The 21,666-nt window shown below is 72.1% G+C and carries 25 protein-coding genes; 13 read left to right on the top strand and 12 right to left on the bottom strand.

Going from position 1 to position 21,666, the window contains the following annotated elements; translation table 11 throughout:
* Nucleotides 1–18 precede the first annotated feature (18 nt).
* The 4 genes from FH610_RS40575 to FH610_RS40560 all read left to right on the top strand — a co-directional run bounded on the left by FH610_RS40575 (nucleotide 19) and on the right by FH610_RS40560 (nucleotide 4,105).
* Entirely contained in the window at nucleotides 19–654 is a 636-nt protein-coding gene (locus FH610_RS40575) for a LysE family translocator (RefSeq protein ID WP_139580559.1), read from the top strand.
* Between the two features lie 108 nt (nucleotides 655–762).
* Nucleotides 763–1,440, top strand: coding sequence for a TetR/AcrR family transcriptional regulator (locus FH610_RS40570; RefSeq protein WP_139580558.1), 678 nt, complete (start codon nucleotides 763–765; stop codon nucleotides 1,438–1,440).
* Entirely contained in the window at nucleotides 1,437–2,501 is a 1,065-nt protein-coding gene (locus tag FH610_RS40565) for an ABC transporter ATP-binding protein (protein WP_139580557.1), read from the top strand. Before FH610_RS40570 ends, FH610_RS40565 begins: the two co-directional genes overlap by 4 nt.
* The gene (locus FH610_RS40560; protein WP_139580556.1) at nucleotides 2,498–4,105 is read left to right on the top strand and encodes an ABC transporter permease; all 1,608 of its coding nucleotides are present in this window, start codon (nucleotides 2,498–2,500) and stop codon (nucleotides 4,103–4,105) included. The genes FH610_RS40565 and FH610_RS40560 overlap by 4 nt, the downstream gene beginning before the upstream one ends.
* A gap of 30 nt (nucleotides 4,106–4,135) precedes the next feature.
* Here the strand turns inward: FH610_RS40560 and FH610_RS40555 are convergent, their stop codons facing one another.
* Nucleotides 4,136–4,594, bottom strand: coding sequence for a MarR family winged helix-turn-helix transcriptional regulator (locus tag FH610_RS40555; protein WP_139580555.1), 459 nt, complete (start codon nucleotides 4,592–4,594; stop codon nucleotides 4,136–4,138).
* Between the two features lie 79 nt (nucleotides 4,595–4,673).
* Here FH610_RS40555 and FH610_RS40550 point away from each other — a divergent pair, with 79 nt between their 5' ends.
* From FH610_RS40550 to FH610_RS40535, 4 genes are all read left to right on the top strand, one after another.
* Nucleotides 4,674–5,492 (top strand): alpha/beta fold hydrolase, encoded by an 819-nt coding sequence (locus tag FH610_RS40550; protein ID WP_139580554.1) that lies wholly within the window; start codon nucleotides 4,674–4,676, stop codon nucleotides 5,490–5,492.
* 149 nt (nucleotides 5,493–5,641) lie between these two features.
* Nucleotides 5,642–6,346: a hypothetical protein gene (locus tag FH610_RS40545; RefSeq protein ID WP_139580553.1), complete on the top strand. Its 705-nt coding sequence runs from the start codon at nucleotides 5,642–5,644 to the stop codon at nucleotides 6,344–6,346.
* Nucleotides 6,347–6,539: 193 nt separating this feature from the next.
* A complete protein-coding gene (locus tag FH610_RS40540) occupies nucleotides 6,540–7,577 on the top strand; it encodes an NAD-dependent epimerase/dehydratase family protein (RefSeq protein WP_139580552.1) in 1,038 nt (345 codons plus the stop codon).
* 13 nt (nucleotides 7,578–7,590) lie between these two features.
* Nucleotides 7,591–8,577, top strand: coding sequence for an aldo/keto reductase (locus FH610_RS40535; protein WP_205826402.1), 987 nt, complete (start codon nucleotides 7,591–7,593; stop codon nucleotides 8,575–8,577).
* A 125-nt stretch (nucleotides 8,578–8,702) separates the two neighbouring features.
* Here FH610_RS40535 and FH610_RS40530 read toward each other — a convergent pair whose 3' ends face one another.
* Both FH610_RS40530 and FH610_RS45790 read right to left on the bottom strand, forming a co-directional pair.
* Nucleotides 8,703–9,350: a response regulator gene (locus tag FH610_RS40530; RefSeq protein ID WP_240809488.1), complete on the bottom strand. Its 648-nt coding sequence runs from the start codon at nucleotides 9,348–9,350 to the stop codon at nucleotides 8,703–8,705.
* Nucleotides 9,325–10,029, bottom strand: a complete 705-nt coding sequence (locus FH610_RS45790; RefSeq protein ID WP_420813789.1) for a sensor histidine kinase — start codon at nucleotides 10,027–10,029, stop codon at nucleotides 9,325–9,327. The genes FH610_RS40530 and FH610_RS45790 overlap by 26 nt, the downstream gene beginning before the upstream one ends.
* Before the next feature lie 636 nt (nucleotides 10,030–10,665).
* On the opposite strand from FH610_RS45790, the gene FH610_RS40520 reads away from it, so the two are divergent.
* Both FH610_RS40520 and FH610_RS40515 read left to right on the top strand, forming a co-directional pair.
* Complete coding sequence (locus tag FH610_RS40520; protein ID WP_139580549.1) at nucleotides 10,666–11,421, top strand: ABC transporter ATP-binding protein; 756 nt, start codon at nucleotides 10,666–10,668, stop codon at nucleotides 11,419–11,421.
* A gap of 68 nt (nucleotides 11,422–11,489) precedes the next feature.
* Nucleotides 11,490–12,230 carry an ABC transporter permease gene (locus tag FH610_RS40515; RefSeq protein ID WP_139580548.1) on the top strand — a complete coding sequence of 247 codons (741 nt, stop codon included), beginning with the start codon at nucleotides 11,490–11,492 and terminating at the stop codon, nucleotides 12,228–12,230.
* A gap of 17 nt (nucleotides 12,231–12,247) precedes the next feature.
* Here FH610_RS40515 and FH610_RS40510 read toward each other — a convergent pair whose 3' ends face one another.
* Nucleotides 12,248–13,342 (bottom strand): winged helix DNA-binding domain-containing protein, encoded by a 1,095-nt coding sequence (locus FH610_RS40510; RefSeq protein WP_139580547.1) that lies wholly within the window; start codon nucleotides 13,340–13,342, stop codon nucleotides 12,248–12,250.
* A 101-nt stretch (nucleotides 13,343–13,443) separates the two neighbouring features.
* Here FH610_RS40510 and FH610_RS40505 point away from each other — a divergent pair, with 101 nt between their 5' ends.
* Nucleotides 13,444–13,638, top strand: a complete 195-nt coding sequence (locus tag FH610_RS40505) for a hypothetical protein (RefSeq protein WP_139580546.1) — start codon at nucleotides 13,444–13,446, stop codon at nucleotides 13,636–13,638.
* On the opposite strand, the gene FH610_RS40500 is transcribed toward FH610_RS40505, so the two are convergent.
* The 6 genes from FH610_RS40500 to FH610_RS40480 all read right to left on the bottom strand — a co-directional run bounded on the left by FH610_RS40500 (nucleotide 13,628) and on the right by FH610_RS40480 (nucleotide 18,099).
* Entirely contained in the window at nucleotides 13,628–13,798 is a 171-nt protein-coding gene (locus FH610_RS40500; RefSeq protein ID WP_139580545.1) for a hypothetical protein, read from the bottom strand. The genes FH610_RS40505 and FH610_RS40500 overlap by 11 nt on opposite strands.
* A 10-nt stretch (nucleotides 13,799–13,808) precedes the next feature.
* Nucleotides 13,809–13,940: a hypothetical protein gene (locus FH610_RS45415; protein WP_276607740.1), complete on the bottom strand. Its 132-nt coding sequence runs from the start codon at nucleotides 13,938–13,940 to the stop codon at nucleotides 13,809–13,811.
* Nucleotides 13,937–14,458 carry a S1 RNA-binding domain-containing protein gene (locus tag FH610_RS40495; protein WP_205826401.1) on the bottom strand — a complete coding sequence of 174 codons (522 nt, stop codon included), beginning with the start codon at nucleotides 14,456–14,458 and terminating at the stop codon, nucleotides 13,937–13,939. Before FH610_RS40495 ends, FH610_RS45415 begins: the two co-directional genes overlap by 4 nt.
* 287 nt (nucleotides 14,459–14,745) lie before the next feature.
* Nucleotides 14,746–15,357 (bottom strand): FMN-binding negative transcriptional regulator, encoded by a 612-nt coding sequence (locus FH610_RS40490; protein ID WP_139580543.1) that lies wholly within the window; start codon nucleotides 15,355–15,357, stop codon nucleotides 14,746–14,748.
* A 130-nt stretch (nucleotides 15,358–15,487) separates the two neighbouring features.
* Nucleotides 15,488–16,126, bottom strand: coding sequence for a response regulator (locus tag FH610_RS40485; RefSeq protein ID WP_139580542.1), 639 nt, complete (start codon nucleotides 16,124–16,126; stop codon nucleotides 15,488–15,490).
* The gene (locus FH610_RS40480; protein WP_139580541.1) at nucleotides 16,123–18,099 is read right to left on the bottom strand and encodes a GAF domain-containing sensor histidine kinase; all 1,977 of its coding nucleotides are present in this window, start codon (nucleotides 18,097–18,099) and stop codon (nucleotides 16,123–16,125) included. Before FH610_RS40480 ends, FH610_RS40485 begins: the two co-directional genes overlap by 4 nt.
* A 144-nt stretch (nucleotides 18,100–18,243) precedes the next feature.
* Between FH610_RS40480 and FH610_RS40475 the strand changes: the two genes are divergently transcribed.
* The gene (locus FH610_RS40475; RefSeq protein WP_139580540.1) at nucleotides 18,244–18,675 is read left to right on the top strand and encodes a hypothetical protein; all 432 of its coding nucleotides are present in this window, start codon (nucleotides 18,244–18,246) and stop codon (nucleotides 18,673–18,675) included.
* A 10-nt stretch (nucleotides 18,676–18,685) separates the two neighbouring features.
* Here FH610_RS40475 and FH610_RS40470 read toward each other — a convergent pair whose 3' ends face one another.
* Nucleotides 18,686–19,414, bottom strand: coding sequence for an SAM-dependent methyltransferase (locus FH610_RS40470; protein ID WP_139580539.1), 729 nt, complete (start codon nucleotides 19,412–19,414; stop codon nucleotides 18,686–18,688).
* Between the two features lie 165 nt (nucleotides 19,415–19,579).
* Here FH610_RS40470 and FH610_RS40460 point away from each other — a divergent pair, with 165 nt between their 5' ends.
* Entirely contained in the window at nucleotides 19,580–20,143 is a 564-nt protein-coding gene (locus FH610_RS40460) for a hypothetical protein (protein ID WP_167538833.1), read from the top strand.
* Between the two features lie 41 nt (nucleotides 20,144–20,184).
* On the opposite strand, the gene FH610_RS40455 is transcribed toward FH610_RS40460, so the two are convergent.
* Nucleotides 20,185–21,408: a hypothetical protein gene (locus tag FH610_RS40455; protein WP_240809487.1), complete on the bottom strand. Its 1,224-nt coding sequence runs from the start codon at nucleotides 21,406–21,408 to the stop codon at nucleotides 20,185–20,187.
* Nucleotides 21,409–21,666: the final 258 nt, after the last annotated feature.

Raw genomic sequence — 21,666 nt, 5'->3', positions numbered from 1 at the left:
ACCCATGAGGATGGCGTCATGGTCGACCTCTCCCTTTACCTGGCGTTCGTCGTCGCGGCGGCGGCCCTGTGCGTCGCTCCGGGACCCGACATGATGTTCATCGTCGCCATGGGCGGACGCGGCGGCCCGGCCACGGGCGTGCTGGCCGCCGTGGGAGTGGCCTGCGGCGCCCTGGTGCACGCCCTGGCCGCGATGTCCGGACTGTCGGCGCTGTTCGCGCACCTGCCGGTGCTCTACCACGTGCTGCGATGGGCGGGCGCCGCCTACCTCGTGTATCTCGCGGTCAAGGCGTTCCGTGACCACGGCACCGACGGCGCGGGCGAGGTGACCCTGACCGGCCCGGATCCGCGCCGTCTGCGCGCCTTCTGGCACGGCATGGTGACGAACCTGCTCAATCCCAAGGTCATCCTCTTCAACATCGCGTTCCTGCCGCAGTTCGTGAACCCGAGCCTGGGCCATGTCGCCATCCAGTTCCTGATCCTCGGACTGACCCTGGTGCTGCTCGGCCTCGGCGTCGACGCCACGGTGGGCGCCCTCGCGGGACGGCTCGCGGCGCTGCTCCGGCGCAGCCGCCGGTTCGCCCGCGGCCTGAACATCGTCAGCGGCTCCGTCTTCGCCGCCCTGGCCGTCCGGCTGGTGACCGCTCCGGAGTAGAGCACGAGAACGTGCAGGAGTCGCGGGTTCCACGCTGGACGACCGCTATACGCGCGTATAGTTTGCTGTTCGTAGGAACAGTCTTCTGCACGCGTGGAAAGGACGACGGTGGCGACACCTCCCGGACCGGATCCCGAAGACCTCACGGCGCGCGCCCGGATCAGGGACGCCGCGCTGCGGCACTTCGGCGAGGACGGCTTCGAGAAGGCGACGATCCGGGGCATCGCGAGGACCGCGGGCGTGTCCCCTGGGCTGGTCCGCCACCACTTCGGCTCGAAGCAGGCGCTGCGTGAGGCCTGCGACGAGCACCTCATGAAGATGATCCGGCGCCTGAACGACCAGGTCCGGGCCGACACGACGCTCAGCGACGTGAGCTACGTGGGCGCCGCCCGCGCGGCAATGGCGCCCTACCAGCTCTATCTGGCGCGCAGCCTGGCCGACGGATCGGCCGCGTCGATCTTCGACGAGATGACGCGGATCTGCGAGGAGTGGATCGCGGGCGCCGACCCCGGCCGCCCCGATCCCCCGGACGTCCCGGCGAAGATCAGAGCGGCCGTGTTCACGGCCATGGCGCTGGGCGTCCCGGTCCTCGCCCCGCACATCTCCCGCGCCATGGGAGTGGACATGTTCAGCCCCGAGGGGGACCTGCTGCTCTCCCGGGCGCTGGTCGACCTCTACTCGCATCCCCTCATGACTCCGGAGGACGCCGCCCGCGCCCGGGCAGGCCTCGACCGGCTCGCGGGCGCGCGGCCCCCCGGCCGCAGAACCGAGGAGAATTCCCCATGACAGACGCCATCTCCGTGGCCGGGCTGGTCAAGACGTTCGGACCGACCAAGGCCCTCGACGGCCTCGACCTCGTCGTGCGCACCGGCGAGGTCCACGGCTTCCTCGGGCCCAACGGCGCGGGCAAGAGCACCACCATCCGCATCCTGCTCGGCATGATGCGCGCGGACGCCGGCGTCGCCCGCCTGCTCGGCGGCGACCCGTGGGCCGACGCGACCGCACTCCATCGCCGCCTGGCGTACGTGCCCGGGGACGTCGTCCTGTGGCCCGGCCTGACCGGGGGCGAGGTGATCGACCTGCTCGGCAGGATGCGGGGCGGGCTGAACGAGCGGCGCCGCACCGACCTGCTCGAGCGCTTCGACCTCGATCCCCGCAAGAAGGGGCGCGCCTACTCCAAGGGCAACCGGCAGAAGGTGGCGCTGGTCGCGGCCCTCGCCTCCGACGTGGAACTGCTGCTACTCGACGAGCCGACCTCGGGCCTCGACCCACTGATGGAGGAGGCGTTCCGCGAGGCCGTGCGGGAGGAGCAGCGCCGCGGCGACCGGACGGTACTGCTGTCCAGCCACATCCTGTCCGAGGTCGAGGCGCTGTGCGACCGGGTCACGATCACCCGCGACGGCCGCACCGTGGAGACCGGCACGCTCGCCGAGCTGCGCCACCTGACCCGCACCACGATCGAGGCCGAGCTGGCCGGCCCCGCGGACGGGCTGGCCGCACTGCCCGGCGTGCACGACCTGCTCGTGCAGGACGGACGGGTGCGCTTCGACATCGACGCCGCCGCGCTCGACCCGGCGCTGCGCCACCTCACCGCGGCGGGCCTGCGCAGCCTCGTCAGCCGCCCGCCCACGCTCGAGGAGCTGTTCCTGCGGCACTATTCTTCTAGGCCTGCTCCGCACGACTCTTCCACGCCTGCTCCGCACGACTCTTCCACGCCTGCTCCGCACGACTCTTCCACGCCTGCTCCGCACGACTCTTCCACGCCTGCTCCGCACGTCTCTTCCACGCCTGCTGCGCAGGACCCCTCCCGGCCTGCCGCGCAGGACGCACCGGAGGCGACCCGATGACGGCGCTCACCGGAACCTGGGGGCTGGTCCGGCTGATCCTGCGCCGCGACCGTGTCCTGGCCCCGCTGTGGGTGCTGCCCCTCGGCCTCGTCCCGATCTCGTACGTGGCCTCCATCGACGGGTTGTTCCCCAGCGCCGCGGGGCGGCAGGGGTACGCGGACCTGAGCGCGCACAACGCCGGCTTCGTCGCGCTGTACGGCCGCCTGCAGGGCTCCAGCCTCGGCGAGCTGGTCGCCTGGCGGGGCGGCTTCATCCCCGTCGTCGCGGGGCTGTTCTGCATCCTCACCATCATCCGGCACACCAGGGCCGAGGAGGACAGCGGCCGCCGCGAGCTGCTCGGCTCGGCCGTCGTCGGCCGCCACGCGCCCCTGGCGGCGGCGCTGGCGTCGGTCTTCGCCGCCGGCCTGGTCCTCTGCACCGTCCTCGCCCTCGGGATGATCGGGCAGGGCCTCCCGGCCGCCGGTTCCTGGGCCTTCGGCGCCGAGCTCGCCGTCACCGGCTGGGTGTTCGCCGCGGTAGCGGCGGTGGCCGCGCAGCTGACCGCCGGCGCGGGCGGCGCGCGCGGGATCGCGATCGGCGTCCTCGCCGTCGCCTACGTCCTGCGGATCGTGGGCGACGTCGGCGCCCTGGACGACGGCACGCCGTCGTGGGCCGGCCGGCTGTCCCCGCTGGAGTGGGTGACGTGGATCCGCCCGTACGGTGCGGACGCCTGGTGGCCGGTCGCCCTCACCGCCGGGGTGGCCGTCGCGCTGGCCCTGGCGGCCGCCGCGCTCTCGGCGCGCCGCGACCTCGGCGCCGGCCTGCTGCCGCCCCGCCTCGGCCCCCCGGCGGCGGGCCCCGCCCTGCGCTCGCCCCTGGCGCTGGCCTGGCGGCTGCACCGGGGACTGCTGGCCGGCTGGGCCGCCGGGTTCGCCGTACTGGGCGTCGTGCTCGGCTACCTCGCGGCGAGCGTCGCCGACCTCGTGCCGGACGCGCCGCAGATGGCCGAGGTGTTCGCCCGCCTCGGCGGCGCGGCCGGGCTCGTCGACGACTACCTCGCCGCCACCGTGAACCTGTTCGGCCTGATCGCCTCCGCGTACGCCGTGCAGGCAACCCTCAAGGCGCGGGCCGAGGAGACCGGCGGGCGGGCCGAGGCGGTGCTGGGCACCGCGGTCGGGCGGCTGCGCTGGCTGGGCGGCCACCTCGCCTTCTCCCTGCTCGGCCCGGCCGCCATCCTCGCCGCCGCCGGGCTCGCGATGGGGCTGGCCCACGGGCTGAACACCGGTGAGGCCGCCCGGCAGACGTCCCGGCTGCTGGCCGCCGCGATGGTCCAGCTTCCCGCCGTCTGGGTGCTCGCCGGGGTCACGGTCGCGCTGTACGGCCTGCTCCCCCGGCTCACCGCACTCGGCTGGGGCGCCCCGGTATTTTGCCTGCTGATCGGGATGGTCGGGGCCGCGATCGGGCTGGACCAGTGGCTGCTGGACGTCTCCCCGTTCACGCATGTCCCCCGCCTGCCCGCGGACCGCTTCGGCGTCGTGCCGCTGGCGGCGCTGTCGGCGGTCGCCGCGGCGCTGACCGCCGCCGGCCTCGCCGCCTTCCGCCGCCGGGACCTGCCCATCCCCTGACGTCCCGGCTATGGGCCGCTCTCCCCGGCGTCAGGGACGGCGGGGATCCGATCCGGGCGCGAGGCGGCGGGCGAGGAACTCGAGCGCCGCGACGACCTCGGCGACCTGCGCCGGGTCGTCGGTGCCCAGAGCCGCCGCGAGGGGCCCCTCGACACCGGCCGCCCGCACGGCCTCCACGCGCGCGGACTGCCCGGCCTGCCTGATCACGACCCGGCGGCGGTCGGCCGGATCGGGGGCCGTCACGACCGCCCCGGCCTCCTTCAGCCGGGCGACGGCTCCCGACACCGCGCTCTGCGGCAACCCCGTGCGGGCCGCGATCTCCCCGACCGAGGTCTCCGGATGGGTGCGCAGGTCGGCGACTACCACCAGCACGGTCCGGACACTGGCGGCCTGCGTCGTTCTCGACGGGCTGATGTCCCCGACCGGCATGGCCTCTTCGCCGATCTTCATAAGGGTCCTGCCGAGCAGGAAGAGATCTACTCCGTTCACCGCTTCATAATACATCAGGGTTGATGTATCAGATTTGATGGGTTATCGTCCTGATCACCTGATCCGAGAGGACGACCTCATGAACGGCATGCTCCGCACGAACGGCGCCACCATCTACTACGAGGTGCACGGCACCGGGCCCGCGCTCCTCATCTCGCAGAGCGGGGAAGGCGACGCGGACCGCACCACCGACCTGGTCCGTCACCTCGCCGGCGACCACACCGTCATCACCTACGACCGGCGCGGCCTGTCCCGCAGCACCCTTGACGCCTCCGGCGGCGGCGCGACCATGGCCGACCACGTCGACGATGTCCACCGCCTGCTCGCCGCCGTGACCGACCGGCCGGCGCACATGCTCGGATGCAGCTTCGGCGCGGCCATCGGGCTGCACCTGGCCGTCGAACATCCCGAACAGCTCCACACCCTGATCGCGCACGAGCCGGTCACCCCCGGTCTCCTGCCCGCCTCCGAACGCGCCCGTCACGTGCGGGAGCTGGAGGAGCTGCAGCACCTCTACCGTGAGCGCGGCCTCGCCGACGCCTTCGTCAAGATCGCCGAAACGCTCGGCATCGACCCCGTCGCCCAGGACACCGAGCCCGGGCTGACCCCGCACCCGTTGAACGACCGGCGGCGGGCCGGCTTCGACTTCTTCATCCGCAACGACTTCACCGCGATCGCCCGCGACGCGCTGGACGTCGCCGCGCTCATGGACACCCCGGTCCGCGTCGTCCCGGCCGTGGGCCGCACCACGCCCCGGCACGTCTTCGACTACCGGTGCGCACAGGAGCTCGCCGCACTCCTCGGCGTCGAGGCGCGGGAGTTTCCCGGCGGGCACAACGGCAGCACGACCCACCCCCGCGGGTACGCCGCGCGCATCCGCGACCTCGTGGCCGGCTGAACGACGAAACGCGCTCGCGAACCGGTAATTCCCCCGGCATACATATGGCCACTTCCCCGGAGAAGTCGCCCCTTTCTGGATATCCCTTTCTCGGCGGGCCGCCGGAAACATGAGAGGCGACAGCGACCCGAGAGAATCGGAATAGAACAATGGCGAACACCTTCGGCAGAATCCGAGTCGGCGTGTCCGCGCTCGCCCTCGCGGCGGCAGCCGCCATCGCGCCGGCCGCCCCCGCCGCCGCCACCGACCCCGACTTCGAACTCGAGGTCACCTGGCGCTCGTTCTCCTTCATCGAACGCAGCAGCTGCGACCCGACCGGCCCGATTGTCGGCGGTGGCCGTATAGGCCCCCACCCCATGCCCGAGTGCGGGGCCTGGGAACGGATCAACGCGTCCATGAGCGTGGAGGGCGGCGAGGTCGTCGGCCCTTACCGCGTGCGCAACATCGGCACGTGGGACCGGGGTCCGCTCAACTGGAACCGCACCGAGAACTGGTCCAGCACCGACAATCCCGATTTCCCGGTGTTCATCGGAAGTTCGACGAACTTCAACGTGGCCGACCGTCCCATGTGCCAGACCGAAACGTACCGCTGGTGCCGGACGGCTTATTCGAAGAACAACAACACAGTCAAGATCCGCGGGAAATTCGGCGACACCGTCAAGCTGAACATCCACGCCCAGACCACGGACGGCCAGGAAGGCTGTCTGATGCACGACCAGTACACCTGGACCACGGCACGAGTCGATCTCTACAAATCGTGGAACCCACGCGTCGCGATCATGGGGGTCCGGTACGAGGGCCACCCCACCGATCTCTGCACGGCCGGTTTCCAGATGGTGGCGAGACGACTCTAGGCGGCACCACCGGCAGGTGGGCCGGCGCCTGAGGTGTCCAGCGGCGGGCGCTCTTGACGTGAAACGACGCCACGCCCTAGGTTGCTGCCGAAACCGACAATTTTCACAAACCTCCCGAAAATTTCGGGTCGGCCGATACCCGCCGGACCGGGTGCGGCACGGCCCGTCGCCGCCCCATGATTCGGAGTCCCGCGTGAAGGTCCTCTACATCGGCGGCACCGGAACGATCAGCTCGGCCTGCGTGGCCGAGTCGGTGCGCCGGGGCCTTGACGTCCACGTGCTCAACCGGGGCCACACCGCCCGGCGCCGTCCCCTGCCCGAGGGGGTCACGACGCTCACCGCCGACGTGCGGGACCGCGACGCGCTGCGCCGGGCCCTGGCCGGGAGTGCCTACGACTGCGTCGTCGACTTCCTCGGCTACACGGCCGAGGACGCCGCTGCGGCGGTGGACCTGCTGGACGGCCACACCGCCCAGTACGTCTACATCAGCAGCGCCTCCGTCTACCACAAGCCGGTGCGCCGGGCGCCGTTCACCGAGTCGACCGCCCGGCGCAACCCCTACCTCGCCTACGCACGAGACAAGATCGCGGCCGAGGACGTCCTGCGCCGCGCCTACGAGGAGCGCGACTTCCCCGTCACGATCGTGCGCCCCTCGCACACCTACGACGACGCGCACCCACCGCTGCCCGGCGACTGGACGGCGTGGGACCGGGTCGCACGCGGCGACGAGATCGTGGTGCCCGGCGACGGCACCAGCCTGTGGACCCTGACGCACGCGGACGACTTCGCCGTCGGCCTCGTCGGCCTGATCGGCACCTGGCAGGCGCTCGGCGAGGACTTCCACATCACCTCCGACGAGGCGCTGACCTGGAACGAGATCTACGAGGTCGTCGGGCGGGCGGCCGCGACGCCGGCCCGGCTCCTCCACCTGCCCGCGGAGTTCCTGCCGCTCGTCGCGCCGGACTGGTTCTGGTCCGACCTGATCGTCGGCGACCTCCAGCACACCGCCGTGTTCGACACCACGAAGATCAGGCGGTTCGTCCCGTCGTTCCGGCCGGTCGTCACCTGGCCGGAAGGGGCCAGACGCCTGCACGCCTGGCGGTCCGCCCATCCGGAGGAGACCCGGCCCGACGCCGCGACCGACGCGGTGCTGGCCCGGCTGGCCGAAGGACACCGGCTCGCCTCGGCGGCCGTGGCCCGGCTGGCACCCGGTGAGGGCGACGGCCGGTGACGGAAGGACTCCCATGATGCCCCTCGATACCCCCGACGACCTGCCGGTCCCGGACCCGGCGCTGCGCCGGCCGTTCGGGCGCACAGGACTGACGGTGACGCCGGTCTGCGTCGGCACCAGTCCCCTGGCGAGCATGCCGGGCCTGTACGGGTACGAGGTCGGCGAGCAGCGCGCGCGGGCCACGGTGGAAGCCGTGTTCGACGGGCCGTTCAACTTCCTCGACACCTCGAACAACTACGGCGGCGGCAGCGCAGAACGGCGCATCGGCGCCGTGGTCCGCCACCGCGGCGGCGTCCCCGCCGGGTTCGTCCTGGCCACCAAGGTCGACGCGGACCCGCACACCGGTGAGTTCTCCGGCGAGCGCGTGCGCCGTTCGGCCGAGGAGAGCCTGGAGCGGCTCGGCGTCGGCCACGTGCCGCTGCTGTACCTGCACGACCCCGAATTCCACATCACGTTCGAGGAGGCCATCGGCCCGGGCGGGGCGGTGGAGGCGCTGGTGGCGCTCCGCGACGCCGGCGTCGCCGGCCATATCGGCATCGCGGGTGGCCCGGTCGGCCTGTTGCGCAGGTATGTCGCCACCGGCGTGTTCGACGCCGTGATCAGCCACAACCGCTGGACGCTGGTCAACCGCGAGGCCGGCCCGCTGCTCGACGAGGCCCGCGATCGCGGCGTCGCCTTCGTCAACGGCGCGCCGTACGGTGGCGGGATGCTGGTCAAGGGACCCGACGCCCAGCCCCGCTACGCCTACCGGGACACCGGCGAGTCCGTCCGCGACGCGGTCCGCGCCATGCGACGGGTCTGCGACGCGCACGGCGTGCCGCTCGCCGCCGCCGCGCTGCAGTTCTCGCTGCGCGACCCCAGGGTGGCGTCCACCATTGTCGGTGTCTCGGAACCCGAGCGGATCGAGGAGACGCTGCGCCTCGCCACCATCCCGATCCCGCCGGGTCTGTGGGACGAACTCGACCGGCACCTGCCCTCCCCCGCCGTCTCGCTGGACTGATCGCCTGCCCGGCTTCCCGGTTGTCGTCCCCGTGACGGCCGCACACTCGGCCGCCACCCGACACCGGTGCCGTCGCGGGCCATCGCAGCCGAACCGGCGGGCGCGGACGCGGTCAAGGAGTGCGCTCACAGGAGACCGGCGTCGCGCACCTTCATCGCCACCTGGACGCGGTTGTCGGTGCCGAGCTTGGCGAAGATCCTGGTGATGTTCGCCTTCACGGTGGCGACGCTCATGTAGAGACGTTCGGCGATCTCGGCGTTCGACCTGCCGTGCGCCACCTCGACCGCGACCTCGAGTTCACGCTCGGTGAGCCTGCTCAGCTCCTCCCGCGCCCGTGGGAGGGCCGGTCCGGACCCGCCGGTCGCCGCGGCGATCACCTGCCGGGCGACGCTCGGCGACAGCACGGGCTCGCCCTTCGCCACGGCACGGACCGCCTCGATCATCCGAGGCGGCGGGGTGTCCTTCAGCAGGAAGCCGTCGGCGCCGAGCCGGAGGGCCCGCAGCACCATGTCGTCGGCGTCGAACGTGGTGAGCACGAGGATCCGCGGCGGGCCGGGCCGCGCCCGCAGCAGTTCGGTGGTGGTCAGCCCGTCCTGGTGGGGCATCCGGATGTCCAGCAGCACCACGTCGGGGCGCAGGTCGCGGATCACGTCCATGGCGCGCAGCCCGTCTTCGGCCTCGCCGACGATGTCGAAGTCGGGTTCGCCGCCGAGGATGAGCCGCAGCCCGGTCCGCACCATCGCGTCGTCATCCACTATCACCAGCCGGGTCACGATCCGCAGCCTCCCATGGCAATCGGACATCGAGGATGAATCGCCCGCCCTGGATCGTATGGCTCAGGGTGCCGCCGGCCATCCTCGTCCGCTCCGCCAGGCCCACCAGGCCCAGCCTGCCGCCCGGGCCGGAGGCCGAGCCGGAGCGCGTGGGATTCGTCACCCGGATGCGCAGGCCCTCCCCCGGCCGTCCGCCGAGTTCGGCGGTGACCCTGGCGCCCGGCGCGTGCTTGCGCGCGTTGGTCAGCGCCTCCTGCACGATCCGGTAGGCGTGCCGGCCCGTCTGCGCGGGCAGCGACTCCCGGCCGTCGATGCTGTCGTCCACCTCGACCTGCTGGCCGGCGGCGCGGACCTCGCCGAACAACGCGTCCAGATGGGTCAGGTTGGGCTGCGGCGCCTCCACGGCGCCGTCGTCGCGGAGCGTGCGCAGCACCGCGCGCAACTCGTTGAGCGACTGATGTGCGTTCTCCTGGATGGCGAGCGCGGCCTCGCGCGTCTGCTCCGGGCCGAGGTCGGTCCGGTAGGCCAGGCCGCCGGCCAGCATCGCCAGCAGGGAGATCCGGTGCGCGAGCACGTCGTGCATCTCCTGGGCGATCTTGACCCGTTCCGCCAGCCGCGCCTGGTCGATGCGCTGCCGCTGCTCCCGCTCGGCGGCCCGCGCCCGCTCGCGCAGGGACATCTCCAGGTCGCGGCGTCCGCGCAGGTAGAGGCCGAAGACGGTCAGCCCGCCGAGAATCGTCAGCCCCGACGCCGAGGAGACGACCGTGGCCTGGTCTATGCCGCCCAGAGCCCCGCTGACCAGCAGGCACGCCACGGACACGACCGCGACCGGGACCGTCCGGCTCCATCGGCGATGGGTCACCAGGGACACGTACGCGACCTGCGCGGGACCGGTCGCCGTGGCCGAGAACGTGGTCAGCAGGGCGGTCGCCAGGGCGATCTGCCACGGCCGGCGGCGCCGCCAGCGCATCAGGACCAGCCCGATCAGGCCGAGCGTCGTGTCGATCAGCGCCTGCGGGAGACGGCCGCCGTCGTGCAGGACGAGCCAGGCCAGCACCGTGCCGTGGAAGAGCATCGGCGCCACTGCGCACAGGTAACGCAGCGCGACACCCTGCCTGTCCAGGGGTGGCTGGTAGTCCGGTCGGCCGCGCACAGCCCCACAGCTTAGGGACCACACCGAACAGGTTTTAGCGACCTGGGTCGACCTGTGGACAACCGTGGGTATCGCCTGCGGCCGCACGACTGGGCCCCGTGTCGAGACGTGGCGGACTCCGGTCCGATGCGGCGGCGTCCGCCCTCGCGGTGGACTGGCAGCGTGATCGAGTTCAGACACGTCAGCAAGATCTATGGGAAGGTGAAGGCGCTCGACGACGTGACCTTCACCGTCGGGGCCGGGAGCGTCACCGGCTTCCTCGGGCCCAACGGCGCCGGGAAGTCGACGGCCCTGCGCATCCTGGTGGGGCTCGCCCGCCCCTCCTCCGGTTCGGCGACCGTGCTCGGCCTGCCGTACGCCGAGACGGCCTGCCCGGGTCTGCGGGTCGGCACCCTGCTCGACGCCGGGGCCCAGCATCCCGGCCGCACCGGCAGGGAGGTCCTGACCCTCGGCGCGATGACGCTCGGACTGCCGCGCACCCGGGTCGGCGAGGTGCTCGACCTGGTGGGGCTGACCGAGCGGGAGAGCCGGCGGACGTTCGGCGGCTACTCACTCGGAATGCGCCAGCGGCTCGGCATCGCGCACGCCCTGCTCGGCGCTCCCGAGGTGCTCGTCCTGGACGAGCCCGCCAACGGCCTGGATCCCCAGGGCATCCGCTGGATGCGCCGCCTGCTGCGCGACCTCGCCGAGGCCGGGTGCGCCGTGCTGCTCAGTTCGCACCTGCTGCACGAGGTGGAACAGGTGGCGGACCACATCGTGATGATCGGCCGGGGCCGTGTGCTCGCCCAGGGCACGGCCGACGAACTCAGCCGGGGCCGTGGCCTCGAAGAGACCTTCCTCGAGCTGACCGCGCACACGGACCGGAGCCCGGGCGCCACCGCGTCCCCGGGAGCCGGCGCCGGCCGGGGCAGCGCATGACCCGCGCCGGCCACCACCTGAACGACATCGCGGGGGCCGCGCCGAGTCCCATCACGAAGGACGAAAAGATGAACGCCGACACGCCGATCCCGTTCCGCAGGCTGCTCGCGGTCGAAGCCCGCAAGCTCGTCGACACCCGAAGCGGCAAGATCATCGCTGTGGTCATGGTCGCGCTGGTGGTCGCGTCCGTCGTCGCGCGCGGCGCCGTCGTCGGGCCGAAGCTGCAGACCCTCGTGGGCACGGCGGGGATCGCCCTCGGCACCCTGCTCCCGGTGCTCGGCATCCTCACGGTGACCGGCGAGTGGGCGCATCGCACGGCGCTGACCACCTTCGTGCTCGAACCGCGCCGCCATCGCGTCCTCGCCGCCAAATGCCTGCCGCCCCTGCTCGCGGCGGTGGCGCTCTCGCTGTTCGCCATAGTGGTCGCGGTGCCGGCCACGGCCGTCGTGTCCGAGGTCCGGAACATGGCCGCCAACTGGGAGGTCCAGCCTCTCGGGCTGCTCGGCTGGACCGGAGGGAACGTCCTCGTGGCCGCGGCGGGCCTCGCCCTCGGCGCGCTGCTTCTCAACGCGCCCGCCGCGATCGTGATCAACTTCTCGACTCCGGTCCTGTGGGCCGTCGTCGGCAGGCTCGGCTCTGCCGGCGCGGCCCTCGCCGAGTGGCTCGACCTCAACACCACCGCCACTCCGCTGATGAGGGGCGACATGACCTGGAGCGAGGGAGCCCGCCTCGCGGCATCGGTCGTCTTCTGGATCGTCATCCCCATGGCCGCCGGCCTCGTCCGCGTGCTCCGCGAGGAGGTGACCTGACCGGCCCGCCCGGTGAGTTACAACCGGTCGAGGAGCATGGCGATTCGGTCGGTCTCCTCGGCCAGGAGGTGCTCCGGCACCGGTTCGAAGAGCTCCACAACCGGACGCCCCTCCTTGGCCTCCCACACACCCGCCACCCGGCCCCGATGGATCACCACGGGCGAGATCCACCCCGCCGCCCGGCTCACCTTGGGCCGTACGGCCTTCGGCAGGAGCGGTTCCAGGTCACGCGGCGCGCCCAGGATGAACTGGTCGAAGCCGGGCAGCAGATGCACGTCCTCCGACGGCGGGCAGGCCAGCAGGTCGTCGAGAAGCTCCGCCGGCAGGACGGCGGGCATGCCCTCCACCTCGACCTGCGCGAGTTCACCCTCCAGCTCCCCGAACCAGCCGCGCAGGACGGCCTTCGGCGTGACACCGCGGAACAGCCAGGCGTCGAACATCCGGGGGGTGGCCGGGCCGTGGGCGCCGAGGAACGCCCGGAGCACGCGCACTCCCCCTTCCTTCGGGGAGAGCGCCTCCCCCCGGCCGCCCGGAAGCCAGTCGGCCGGCGTGGTGAAGGTGACCCTGCGGTCACGCGGCGGGCCGTAGCACAGCTCGCCCAGGAAGCTGAGCGGCTTGAGCAGCGCGCCCCACCCGGACGTGAGGGCCTCCCTCAGGTGGGCGTCCCCGGTCACCTCGATGACCGCCTCGACCAGCTCCTCGCGGGTCAGCACCCGGCCGGACAACGCACGCGGAACGGCGTCCACGACGGCCTCGATCTCCCGGGCGGACACCCCGTGACCGCGCTGCCAGGAGGCTCTCTCCCAGAATCGCAGCGCCCCGAGGGCGGCCCGGTAGGCGGGCAGCTCGTCGGCAGGGAGGAGATGGAGCGTGCTGCGCATCGCCCAGGTCTTGACCAGCGTGCGGTCACGCCACAGGGCGTCCTCGATCTCTCCTGGGCGCGGGCTCGCATGCCGTACGGCCACGGCCAGCGCCGCCGACGAGGCGACCTGCGCCTGCACCCCGCACAGCCGCCGGGCGATCGCCACCGCGTCGCCGCCGCCCGCGGGCTCGACGAACTGCCGTCTCAGCCTCCAGGCGAGCACCTGCGCCCAGGTCGTCTCAGCAACCACGCCCCACTTCTACACCTCGGGTACGACAAGTCGCGCATCCCCGGTGCGCGGTCGTGCGAGTTCTTCGCCGGTGCGGACCCGAGGCTGGAGTTGAGGCAGTCGTGGCGCTCCGCAGGACCGCCGGGAAGGCCGACGAGCCGCCGGTGGAACCCGTCGCCTGGACGGATGCCTGGGAGTTCGTCGTCAGCAGGGTGGAGCGCCCGGAGACGCCCAAGCGCAATACGGTGAGCCATGGGGCTCGGCACAGCCAGATCGGCGTGACGCCTGCCCCACGCAGGCGGCTGATCAGCGCTTGAGGGCTCGGTGCCGTTTGAGCAGAGCGGTGATCTTCTCGTGGTTCGCGCCGCCGTTCAGTTCGTCCAGCAGATCGTCGGGGCACAGCTCGTAGAGATCTCCCCACCATCGGCGGGCTTTGTTGTCCCAGATCCGGTAGCCGCCCGGCACCCCTCTTGCCACATACCGCCTCCTACTCACTGCGCAACTCCGAGCTGTTGGAGTCCGGCGTGTAGCCCCAGCTCTCCGGGCTGCATTCGGTCTTGTGGTCCCGCTCCCGGGCGTCGACCTCGGCGGCGTCCCGGCTCCCGCGGCGGCGTCTCATGCTCGCCCCGCCCGCAGGGCGAGTTCGATCCGACGCCGACTGAGATCGACTCGAACGATCTCCACCGTCAGGATGTCACCGGGCTTCACGTCCCTGTCGGCCAGTTCGGAGCTGGGCACGAGGCCCTCGAACCCGTTCGTCGCGTCTTCGATGCGGACGAATGCGCCGATGGGAGCGACCTTGGTGACCGAACCGGTGACCGCGCGGCCGATCTGCTGCCGAAGGTCGAGCAGCGGGTCTTTCTGGAGCGCCTTGAGAGACAGCGGCACGCGCCCGCGCTCGACATCGACGTCGAGAACCTCGGCCGTGACCTCTTGGCCGACGGTGACCACATCCGCAGGGTGATCTACGCGCCGCCACGACAGCTCAGGGATATTGATCATTGCGGTGAAGCCGCCGATGTCCACGAAGGTCACACCGAAGTCGGCGATCTCGATGACTCTTCCCGTTATGACTTGACCTCGGCGAAGTGTTCGCAGAAAGGCCAGTTCTCGCTCGTTGAGGGCTGGGTTCGGCATGTAATCGTTCCTCGGCCGGCAAGGGGGACGCGGTAGTACATCCGATCTGCCTGACCGGGTCTCGCCGACCATGGCCACGTCGTGGTGCTGCTCCGCCCAGTCGGCGGCAGTCGCGCTTCTGAGTCCACACAGGCGTCGATCGGGAGGAACGGTGCGGACCCGAGCACGACAGGAAGTCATCAGGTATCGGCTCAGCAAAGGCCATGGGGAATGCCGGTCTTGGCGGAAGGGGATACGCCGATCCGCACCGCCCTGTGACGGGACCTCGCAAGCGGTTCCTCCGGGTGTCAGGCGAGCCGGCGCAAAAGGTGCTCGCGGGCCGCACGGTCGCCGGGGCCGCCGCGCTCCGCGAGGCGTTCCGCGACGTACCGGCGGTGGGCCTCGTCCACGTTCCCGCCGTACTTGAACTTGCCGTTGACCTTCTGCACGGCCAGCCGGAGGCCGCGGATACCCGGCAGGCGCCGGTGATGCTCGGCGGGGTCGGCGAGGCCGTGGTCCAGGCGGGCGAGCTGGGCACGCAGGATGCCGAGCTTCCCGTCCGGGTCGTCGACGACCTCCGCGTGACAGACCAGCTGGACGGCCGCGTAGTACGTCGTGGGGACGCCGAGCCGGGGATCCTCGTCGGCGCCGGGCAGCGCCTTCCACGCCCCCTCGACGTACGCCCAGTCGCCGGCCACGGCCATGACCACGGCGGGGTTCTCCTCGATCGCCGACCAGACGGGGTTCGGCCGGGCGAGGTGCAGCAGAATCGTGGACGCGTCGGCGAGGAGGAACTGTGTCGGCACGACCACCGGCACGTCGCGGTCGCGCCCGGACGCGATGAGGTGACCGAACTCGTTCGCGCGGACGAAGGCCAGCGCCTCCTCGTCGGTGGCGGAGTCCCAGGGATGGATCAGCACCTCCTCACTGTACGCACTCGCCGCGGTGGCATACCGCGGCGGTTCCCGGCGCTCTTCACCGCTGGACGTCCATGACACTTCGCAGCCGCTCCGGCTGAAGCACCGGTATGGCCTGGTGTTCGCCGGATCCCTACCGCCCGCCGAGGCCGGCGTCCCTGGCGCGCGCCACCGCCGCGGCACGATCGGAGACGCCGAGCTTGGCGAAGATGTTCGACACGTGGTTGCGTATGGTCTTCTCGCTCAGATACAGGCGCCGCGCGATGGCGTGGTTGGTGAGACCGGAGGCGACGAGGTCCAGCACCTCCAGTTCGCGTTCCGTCAGCTCGGGCACCGGCCGGGGCCGTACGGCCGACGCGGTGAGAGCGGCCAGCACCCGGCTTCCGGTCGCCGCGCCGAACACGACCTGTCCCGAGGCCACCGCCTCCAGCGAGCGCACGATGTCGGCGGGCGTCGCCTCTTTGAGCAGGTAGCCGCGGGCGCCGGCCCGTACGGCGGCGAGGATCGACGCGTCGTCGGACAACATGGTCAGGGCCAGCACGGCCACGCCGGGATGCCGGGCCGTGATGCGGGACGTCGCTTCGATCCCGCTCATGCCCGGCAGGTGCAGATCCATCAGGATGACGTCGGGGGCGACCTGGTCCACCAGCTCGACGGCCGCCTCGCCGGTGCTCGCCACCCCCGCGACCTCCACCTCGGGCAGATCGCGGAAGAGCGCGACCAGCCCTTCGGCGAACACCGGGTGGTCCTCCACCACCATGACGCGGATCATCGGACCGCCAGCGGGAGCCGTACGACCAGGTGCGTGCCCGCCCCGGCCTGGTCGAGCAGTTCGAAGGTGCCGTCGAGCTCCTCGGACCGGCGCCGCATGGAGGCGAGGCCGAACCCGTGGCGGGCGGGAGCCCCCACCCCGACGCCGTCGTCGTCGACCCGCAGCTCCAGAACGCCCGGCGCGTCGCACGCCCGCAGGCTGACCGTGCATCGGGACGCCATGGCGTGCCGTACGGCGTTCGTCATGGCCTCGGCCGCGATCCGGTAGGCGGCCAGCTCGACCGGCGGCGGAAGGGCGGGCAGGTCGGGCGGGGCCTCCACCTCGACCGCGAGGTCGCCCGCGAAGCCCCTGCCGAGCTCGGCCAGCGCGCCCGTGAGCCCCAGCGTGTCCAGGGGCGGCGGGCGCAGGTCGTTGACGATCGCACGGACGTTCTCGACCGTGCCGCGGATGCGGCCCGACAGCTCGTCCATCACTCGTTTGGCGCCTTCCGGGTCGGTGTCGACCAGGCGCCTGCCGCGGTCCACCTGCAGCGCGAGGGCCGCCAGCGTGGGGCCGAGCCCGTCGTGGAGTTCGTAGAGTAGCCGGTCACGCTCCTCCTGCCGGGCCGCCAGCAGCCGCCCGTGCGAACGCTCGAGATCGGCCCCGAGGCGGTGCGCCCGCACGGCCACCGCGACGTGCGGCGCGAGCTGCGCCAGCAGGGCACGGTCCTTGGGGCGCAGCCGCTCCCCCAGCAGCAGCGTGCCGACCCGCTCGCCCTGGTAGAGGAGCGGAACGCTCTCACTTGTGTCGGCGCCGCTCGGTCGTCCCCAGGAGGCCACGACCGCACCCGGCTCCTCGACGGCCACGTAGTGGATGCGCAGGACCCGCCCGACCTCCGCGGCCATCCGCTCCAGGAGGTCACCGGGCGCACCCGCGTCCGAGAGCCGCACACCGAGGCGACGCAGCGCACGCGCCGGGTCGTCGCGATCGCCGTACACGAGGCGGTTCGCTGCGGCGGACACCCGCAGATAGAGAGGGTGCACCGCGAGCGCCACGATCAGTGCGGACGCGCCGGAGCCGATCGCGTTCCCGAGCGTGGCCGCGACCAGGGCGTACGTGGCCAGCAGGGCGACGCTGACGGCTCCGAACGCGAGCGCGCGCGACAGCAGGAGATCGAGGTCCCAGAGGCGGTGCGCGACGACGGCCACGGACACCGCCACCGGCAGCGGGACGGCGGCGAGCGCCACGATGACCGGCCCCCACGGCACGAACAGGGCGACGCCGAGCAGGCCCACCGTCAGCAGCGCGGCGGCCAGCACCCATTGGAGCCGCCGTCGCACCTCATCGTCCGCCGACCGATAACGGCCGACGAGCGAGCCGACCGCGGCGAGCACCGCGCCGACCGTGCACACCGTGCCCGCGGTCCTGAGGACGTCCGGGACCCCGGTGAGTCCGGCCAGCACGCCGGCGTACCCCTTGGGGAAGAGCCCGGGGACCTGCTCGTAGGTCACCGGGCGGAGCATCCAGTCGAGCGTGTTCACCCCGATGCCGGCGTACGCCGCGGCCGACGCGGGCCACCAGCGACGCGAAGGGAGGCGGCCGTCCGGGAAGATCAGCAGGAAGATCGTCGGGACCAGGAGATAGGCGGGGATCCACACCCAGTTGGACACCCACATCGCCCACTCGTCCCCCGGCAGGCCGGTGCCGTCGTTGATGCCGAGCAGGCCGTACGCGCCGAGGGCGAGCCCAAGCCCCTGGGCCGTCCCTACCACCACCATCACCCAGCCGACCCGGCTCCGCGGCCGCTGCGCCACCACGAAGAGGCCGGGCACGCCGAACGACAGCGCCGCGACCGCGCGGAAGGCGTCGAACCGTTCGACGATCCCCGTCACGCCCAGCTGCCGCAGCCTGGGCTCGACGACCAGCGTCCCGAGGACCAGGACGAGCAGTGCGCCCGCCGCCACGGCGGCGCGCCGGGCCGATCTGTCCGTCATGAGGGGGATGTTGCCATCTGCGTGTCCCGTCGTCACGGGACGAGATGTCCCGTCCCGCGCAGGACCGGCGGCTCATGCCGGCCGGACGTCCCCCGCAGGACCCTCGAATCCGCAACCATTCACCGCGTTCTTCGAGGAGAGGACATGTCCGCACCCACCGCCACACCCACCACCGTTCCCGCCGCCCGCCCGCTCTCGTCCGCGCTCGTCGCCGGCGTGGGCCTGCTGCTCGCCATGGACGTCGCCGGCGCGATCATCTCCCTGTCCGCGGGCCTCAGCCCGACCCTGCTCGACGCCCTCGGACCGCAGGCGCGGCTGTCGGCGCCGATTCCGATGATGATCGCTCAGGTCCTGCTGGTCGTCGGCGCGACCCGGCGTCGTCGCGGCGTCGCCGTTCCCGCCTCGGCCCTCCTGGTCGTCGCCGGAGTGCTCGCCTTCATGTCCGGCTTCTACGACGGCGGCTACGCCGCCGATCTCACGGCGGGCCAGCGGGTCTTCCAGATCGCCCTCGTCACGGCCCACCTCGGAGTCGGCGTCCTCGCGGGGTTCCGCCTGGTAGGGCTGCTGCGCCGCTGACCGCCGGGGGTCACATGCGGCGGAGGAGCAGGGTCACGAAACCGAGTGCACCCCGGTAGCCGTCGAGCCACATGTCTCGATGCTCCCTCATCACGGCGAGGGCCTGCTCACCGTCGGGGCCGGGGTTGTCCGCGGCCCAGCGCGCCAGCGTGCCGGTCCACGACCACTCGTACTCGTCCCATTCCGCCGGATCGCTCACGTGGGCGTAGACGGTCAGCCAGCCCTTGGACTCGGCGGCCTCCACCGTGCCCGCGAGATCCGGATATTCGCCGATCGCTTCTGCGACCTCGGGAGCGGGAGGGCGTTCCCAGTACCCCTCCCCCACGAGTGCGAGGCCGCCGGGCCGTACGAACCGGGCGAGAGCCTCCATCGTCTCCGTCAGCCCGCCGAAGGCGTGTGTCGAGCCCACGCACAACCCCAGGTCGTACGGCTGGGCGGCGGTGAAGGCGTCGGCCGGCGACGTGTGCAGCGTCAGCCGGTCGGCCAGCCCTCGCCTGACGGCCGCCGCGTTCGCGGCCGCCACGGCGTGCGGGGAGATGTCCACGCCGTCCGCGCGGGCGGACGGGACGAGTTCGAGCGCCCGGAGCGACCATTCGCCCTCGCCGCATCCCAGGTCGAGGATGCGTGATCCCTCCGGCAGCGCGGCGCGGCGCAGCAGCCGATCGAGGTTGGCGGCCGAGACGGGCGCGGCGATGGGGTGATCACGATGGGCGATGGCGCTGAGCAGTTGTCGATCCACCTCGCCATCCTGCCGAGCTGGATCAGGCGCCCGCATCTGCATTTAGCGGGCGACGAGGATCTTGCTAACGATCTGATCTCTCCCTCCAGCGAGGGGTAACCCGACCGGAGACGCCGTCCGTCCCAACTCCGTCAAGGTTTCGAACACCCCCCGGAGTTCCCGACGATGGCGTACCAGCAAGGTCCTCCCGGTCAGCCCCCGTACGGCCCGCCCCCTGGGTACGGCTACCCGCATCAGCCGGGCTACCCGCCGCAGCCGCCCCCGAAGAAGTCCAACGTGGGTCTGATCCTGGCCGTCATCGGCGTGCTTCTCCTGCTGCTCCTCGGCGGGTGCTTCGCGGTGGTGGTGGTCGCGGCGAACAAGGGGGCGGAGGAGGTCAACAAGGCCATCTCCCAGCTCACCCCGTTCCCCAGCTTCCCGGTGGACGCGGACGGGCCCAAGCACGAGGTCGTGTTCGAGGCCGAGGGGGACGGCGGGGCCGATTCGGCGAGCAACATCACCTACACCTCGGGCTTCGACCTGAAGCAGGAGGCCGGCGTTTCCCTGCCCTTCACCAAGTCCCGGCAATTGGCGGAAGGCACTCCGACAGTCAGCCTGTGGGTGCAGAACGCCGCCGACCAGGGCACGGTGACGTGCCGGATAAAGGTGGACGGGAAGACCGTACGGCAGGCGAAATCCACCGGCCCTTACGGAGTGTGCCGCGTCCAGGTGGACTCCCTGGGCGAGTGAGTCGGCCGGCCCCAGGCGGGCGGGGCATCGCGGGCGGCGGTTCAGCCGGTCCAGGAGCTGTTGAGGAAGGACATCATCATCGGCACCATGAGCGGCCCGATCACCGCGGCATAGAGGATGATCACCGATCGGTGGCGGGCGCCCGCCCGGCCGATGAGCACCCACAGCGGCCACCACAACAGCGCCGACCGGGGGATCGACATGTAGAACGTGGAGGTGACCAGCGCGCCCACCTGCAGCCCGACGTAGACGAACTCCGCCCAGCGGCGGGTGACGAGCAGCCAGACGAGCAGCAGCACCCCCACGATCGCCGCCGCGATCTCGAGACGGAACATCGGCGCGAACCCGCCGTCCCCGCCGGTCGAGTCCCACGTCGTGCGGAACGCCTCCCAGGGCCAGACCGGTTTCCGCCCCCATCCGGTCTGCTGCGCGTTGTTCCAGGCCAGCCAGTCACCCGTACGGGAGTACTGGTAGGCGGCGTACGCGAGGATCGGCGCGAACGGCAGCGCCAGCCAGGCCCCCCGCCACCAGCCCGCCCAGCCGTCCCTCCGGATGCGGCTCACGACGAACTCGACGATCAGCGCGACGGCGAGGAACAGGCCGGTGATCCGTACGCAGGACGCCCCGGCGGCCAGGGCGCAGGCCAGCGGCCAGGTGCGGCGGCGGGCCGCCAGCCAGGCGGGCAGCGCGAAGGCGAGGAAGAGCGCCTCGGTGTAGCCGGCGAACAGGAAGACGGCGGGGGGACACAGCAGCAGTGCCAGGACGGCCCAGCGCCCCGCCCCGGCGGGCCCCTCGAAGTCGGCGAGCCGGGCCAGCGCCACCACGGCCACCGCGCCGGCCACGAACGAGATGATCAGCCCGGCCAGCGTCCAGTCGTCCACCACCAGGTGGACCAGCCGCAGCGCCAGCGGCAGGCCGGGGAAGAACGCCGGCAGTCCCGGATCGGGCTCCAGTTTGGGGTCGCCGTCGTAGCCGAACTCCGCGATCTTCCGGAACAGGTCGACGTCCCAGAACTTCCACCGCTCCAGCAGCGGGGCGTGGTTCTGGCCCGAGACGATCAGGATTCCGTAGACCGCCACGAGGAGCATGCCCGCCCTGGTGCCCACCCACAGCAGCAGGGCGTCCCGGACGGTGGCGCTGCGCCGCAGCGGTTCCGCGGCGGCCCGGCCGGCGGGAAGGCCCGAGTGCCCGGCGGCCTCCGTGTCCGGCCCGGTTCGCTCCCCGCGCTCGGGGTCGTGCTCAGCTTCCTGGACGAAAGCCGTCACGTGCCGTCTCCTCTCGCACCTGCCGGTCCTCGCCGCGCGGTGTCCTACCGCTTCAAAGCACGAAAGTCCTTCCGTCTCGAAGCGGGGTCCATCCCCCGGACCACTGCTGCTCCCCTGGGCCGTACGCGGCGAGCGGCGGCCGCGCCCATGATCGGCAATGATGTCAACCGCCCGAGGTCCCGCGCCAGGGGGACTCCGGCGCCGCCTGCGGGAGCCGCCGATGACCTCGGGTTTCCGCCGAGACGAGCCGGGCCGGCC

Origin of the sequence: Microbispora catharanthi, from assembly GCF_006334915.2 — a bacterium.
Classification (GTDB): Bacteria; Actinomycetota; Actinomycetes; order Streptosporangiales; family Streptosporangiaceae; genus Microbispora; species Microbispora catharanthi.
This window is presented reverse-complemented; position numbering and strand designations above follow the sequence as displayed.

Bases quoted from the DNA above. Each gene is read 5' to 3' on its own strand.
- FH610_RS45415 (WP_276607740.1), bottom strand. From the start codon at position 13,940: ATGAGACGCCGCCGCGGGAGCCGGGACGCCGCCGAGGTCGACGCCCGG.
- FH610_RS40560 (WP_139580556.1), top strand. From the start codon at position 2,498: ATGACGGCGCTCACCGGAACCTGGGGGCTGGTCCGGCTGATCCTGCGC.
- FH610_RS40565 (WP_139580557.1), top strand. From the start codon at position 1,437: ATGACAGACGCCATCTCCGTGGCCGGGCTGGTCAAGACGTTCGGACCG.
- FH610_RS40515 (WP_139580548.1), top strand. From the start codon at position 11,490: ATGAACGCCGACACGCCGATCCCGTTCCGCAGGCTGCTCGCGGTCGAA.
- FH610_RS40545 (WP_139580553.1), top strand. From the start codon at position 5,642: ATGGCGAACACCTTCGGCAGAATCCGAGTCGGCGTGTCCGCGCTCGCC.
- FH610_RS40475 (WP_139580540.1), top strand. From the start codon at position 18,244: ATGTCCGCACCCACCGCCACACCCACCACCGTTCCCGCCGCCCGCCCG.
- FH610_RS40550 (WP_139580554.1), top strand. From the start codon at position 4,674: ATGAACGGCATGCTCCGCACGAACGGCGCCACCATCTACTACGAGGTG.
- FH610_RS40535 (WP_205826402.1), top strand. From the start codon at position 7,591: ATGATGCCCCTCGATACCCCCGACGACCTGCCGGTCCCGGACCCGGCG.
- FH610_RS45790 (WP_420813789.1), bottom strand. From the start codon at position 10,029: ATGTCCCTGCGCGAGCGGGCGCGGGCCGCCGAGCGGGAGCAGCGGCAG.
- FH610_RS40480 (WP_139580541.1), bottom strand. From the start codon at position 18,099: ATGACGGACAGATCGGCCCGGCGCGCCGCCGTGGCGGCGGGCGCACTG.
- FH610_RS40575 (WP_139580559.1), top strand. From the start codon at position 19: ATGGTCGACCTCTCCCTTTACCTGGCGTTCGTCGTCGCGGCGGCGGCC.
- FH610_RS40460 (WP_167538833.1), top strand. From the start codon at position 19,580: ATGGCGTACCAGCAAGGTCCTCCCGGTCAGCCCCCGTACGGCCCGCCC.
- FH610_RS40495 (WP_205826401.1), bottom strand. From the start codon at position 14,458: ATGCCGAACCCAGCCCTCAACGAGCGAGAACTGGCCTTTCTGCGAACA.
- FH610_RS40485 (WP_139580542.1), bottom strand. From the start codon at position 16,126: ATGATCCGCGTCATGGTGGTGGAGGACCACCCGGTGTTCGCCGAAGGG.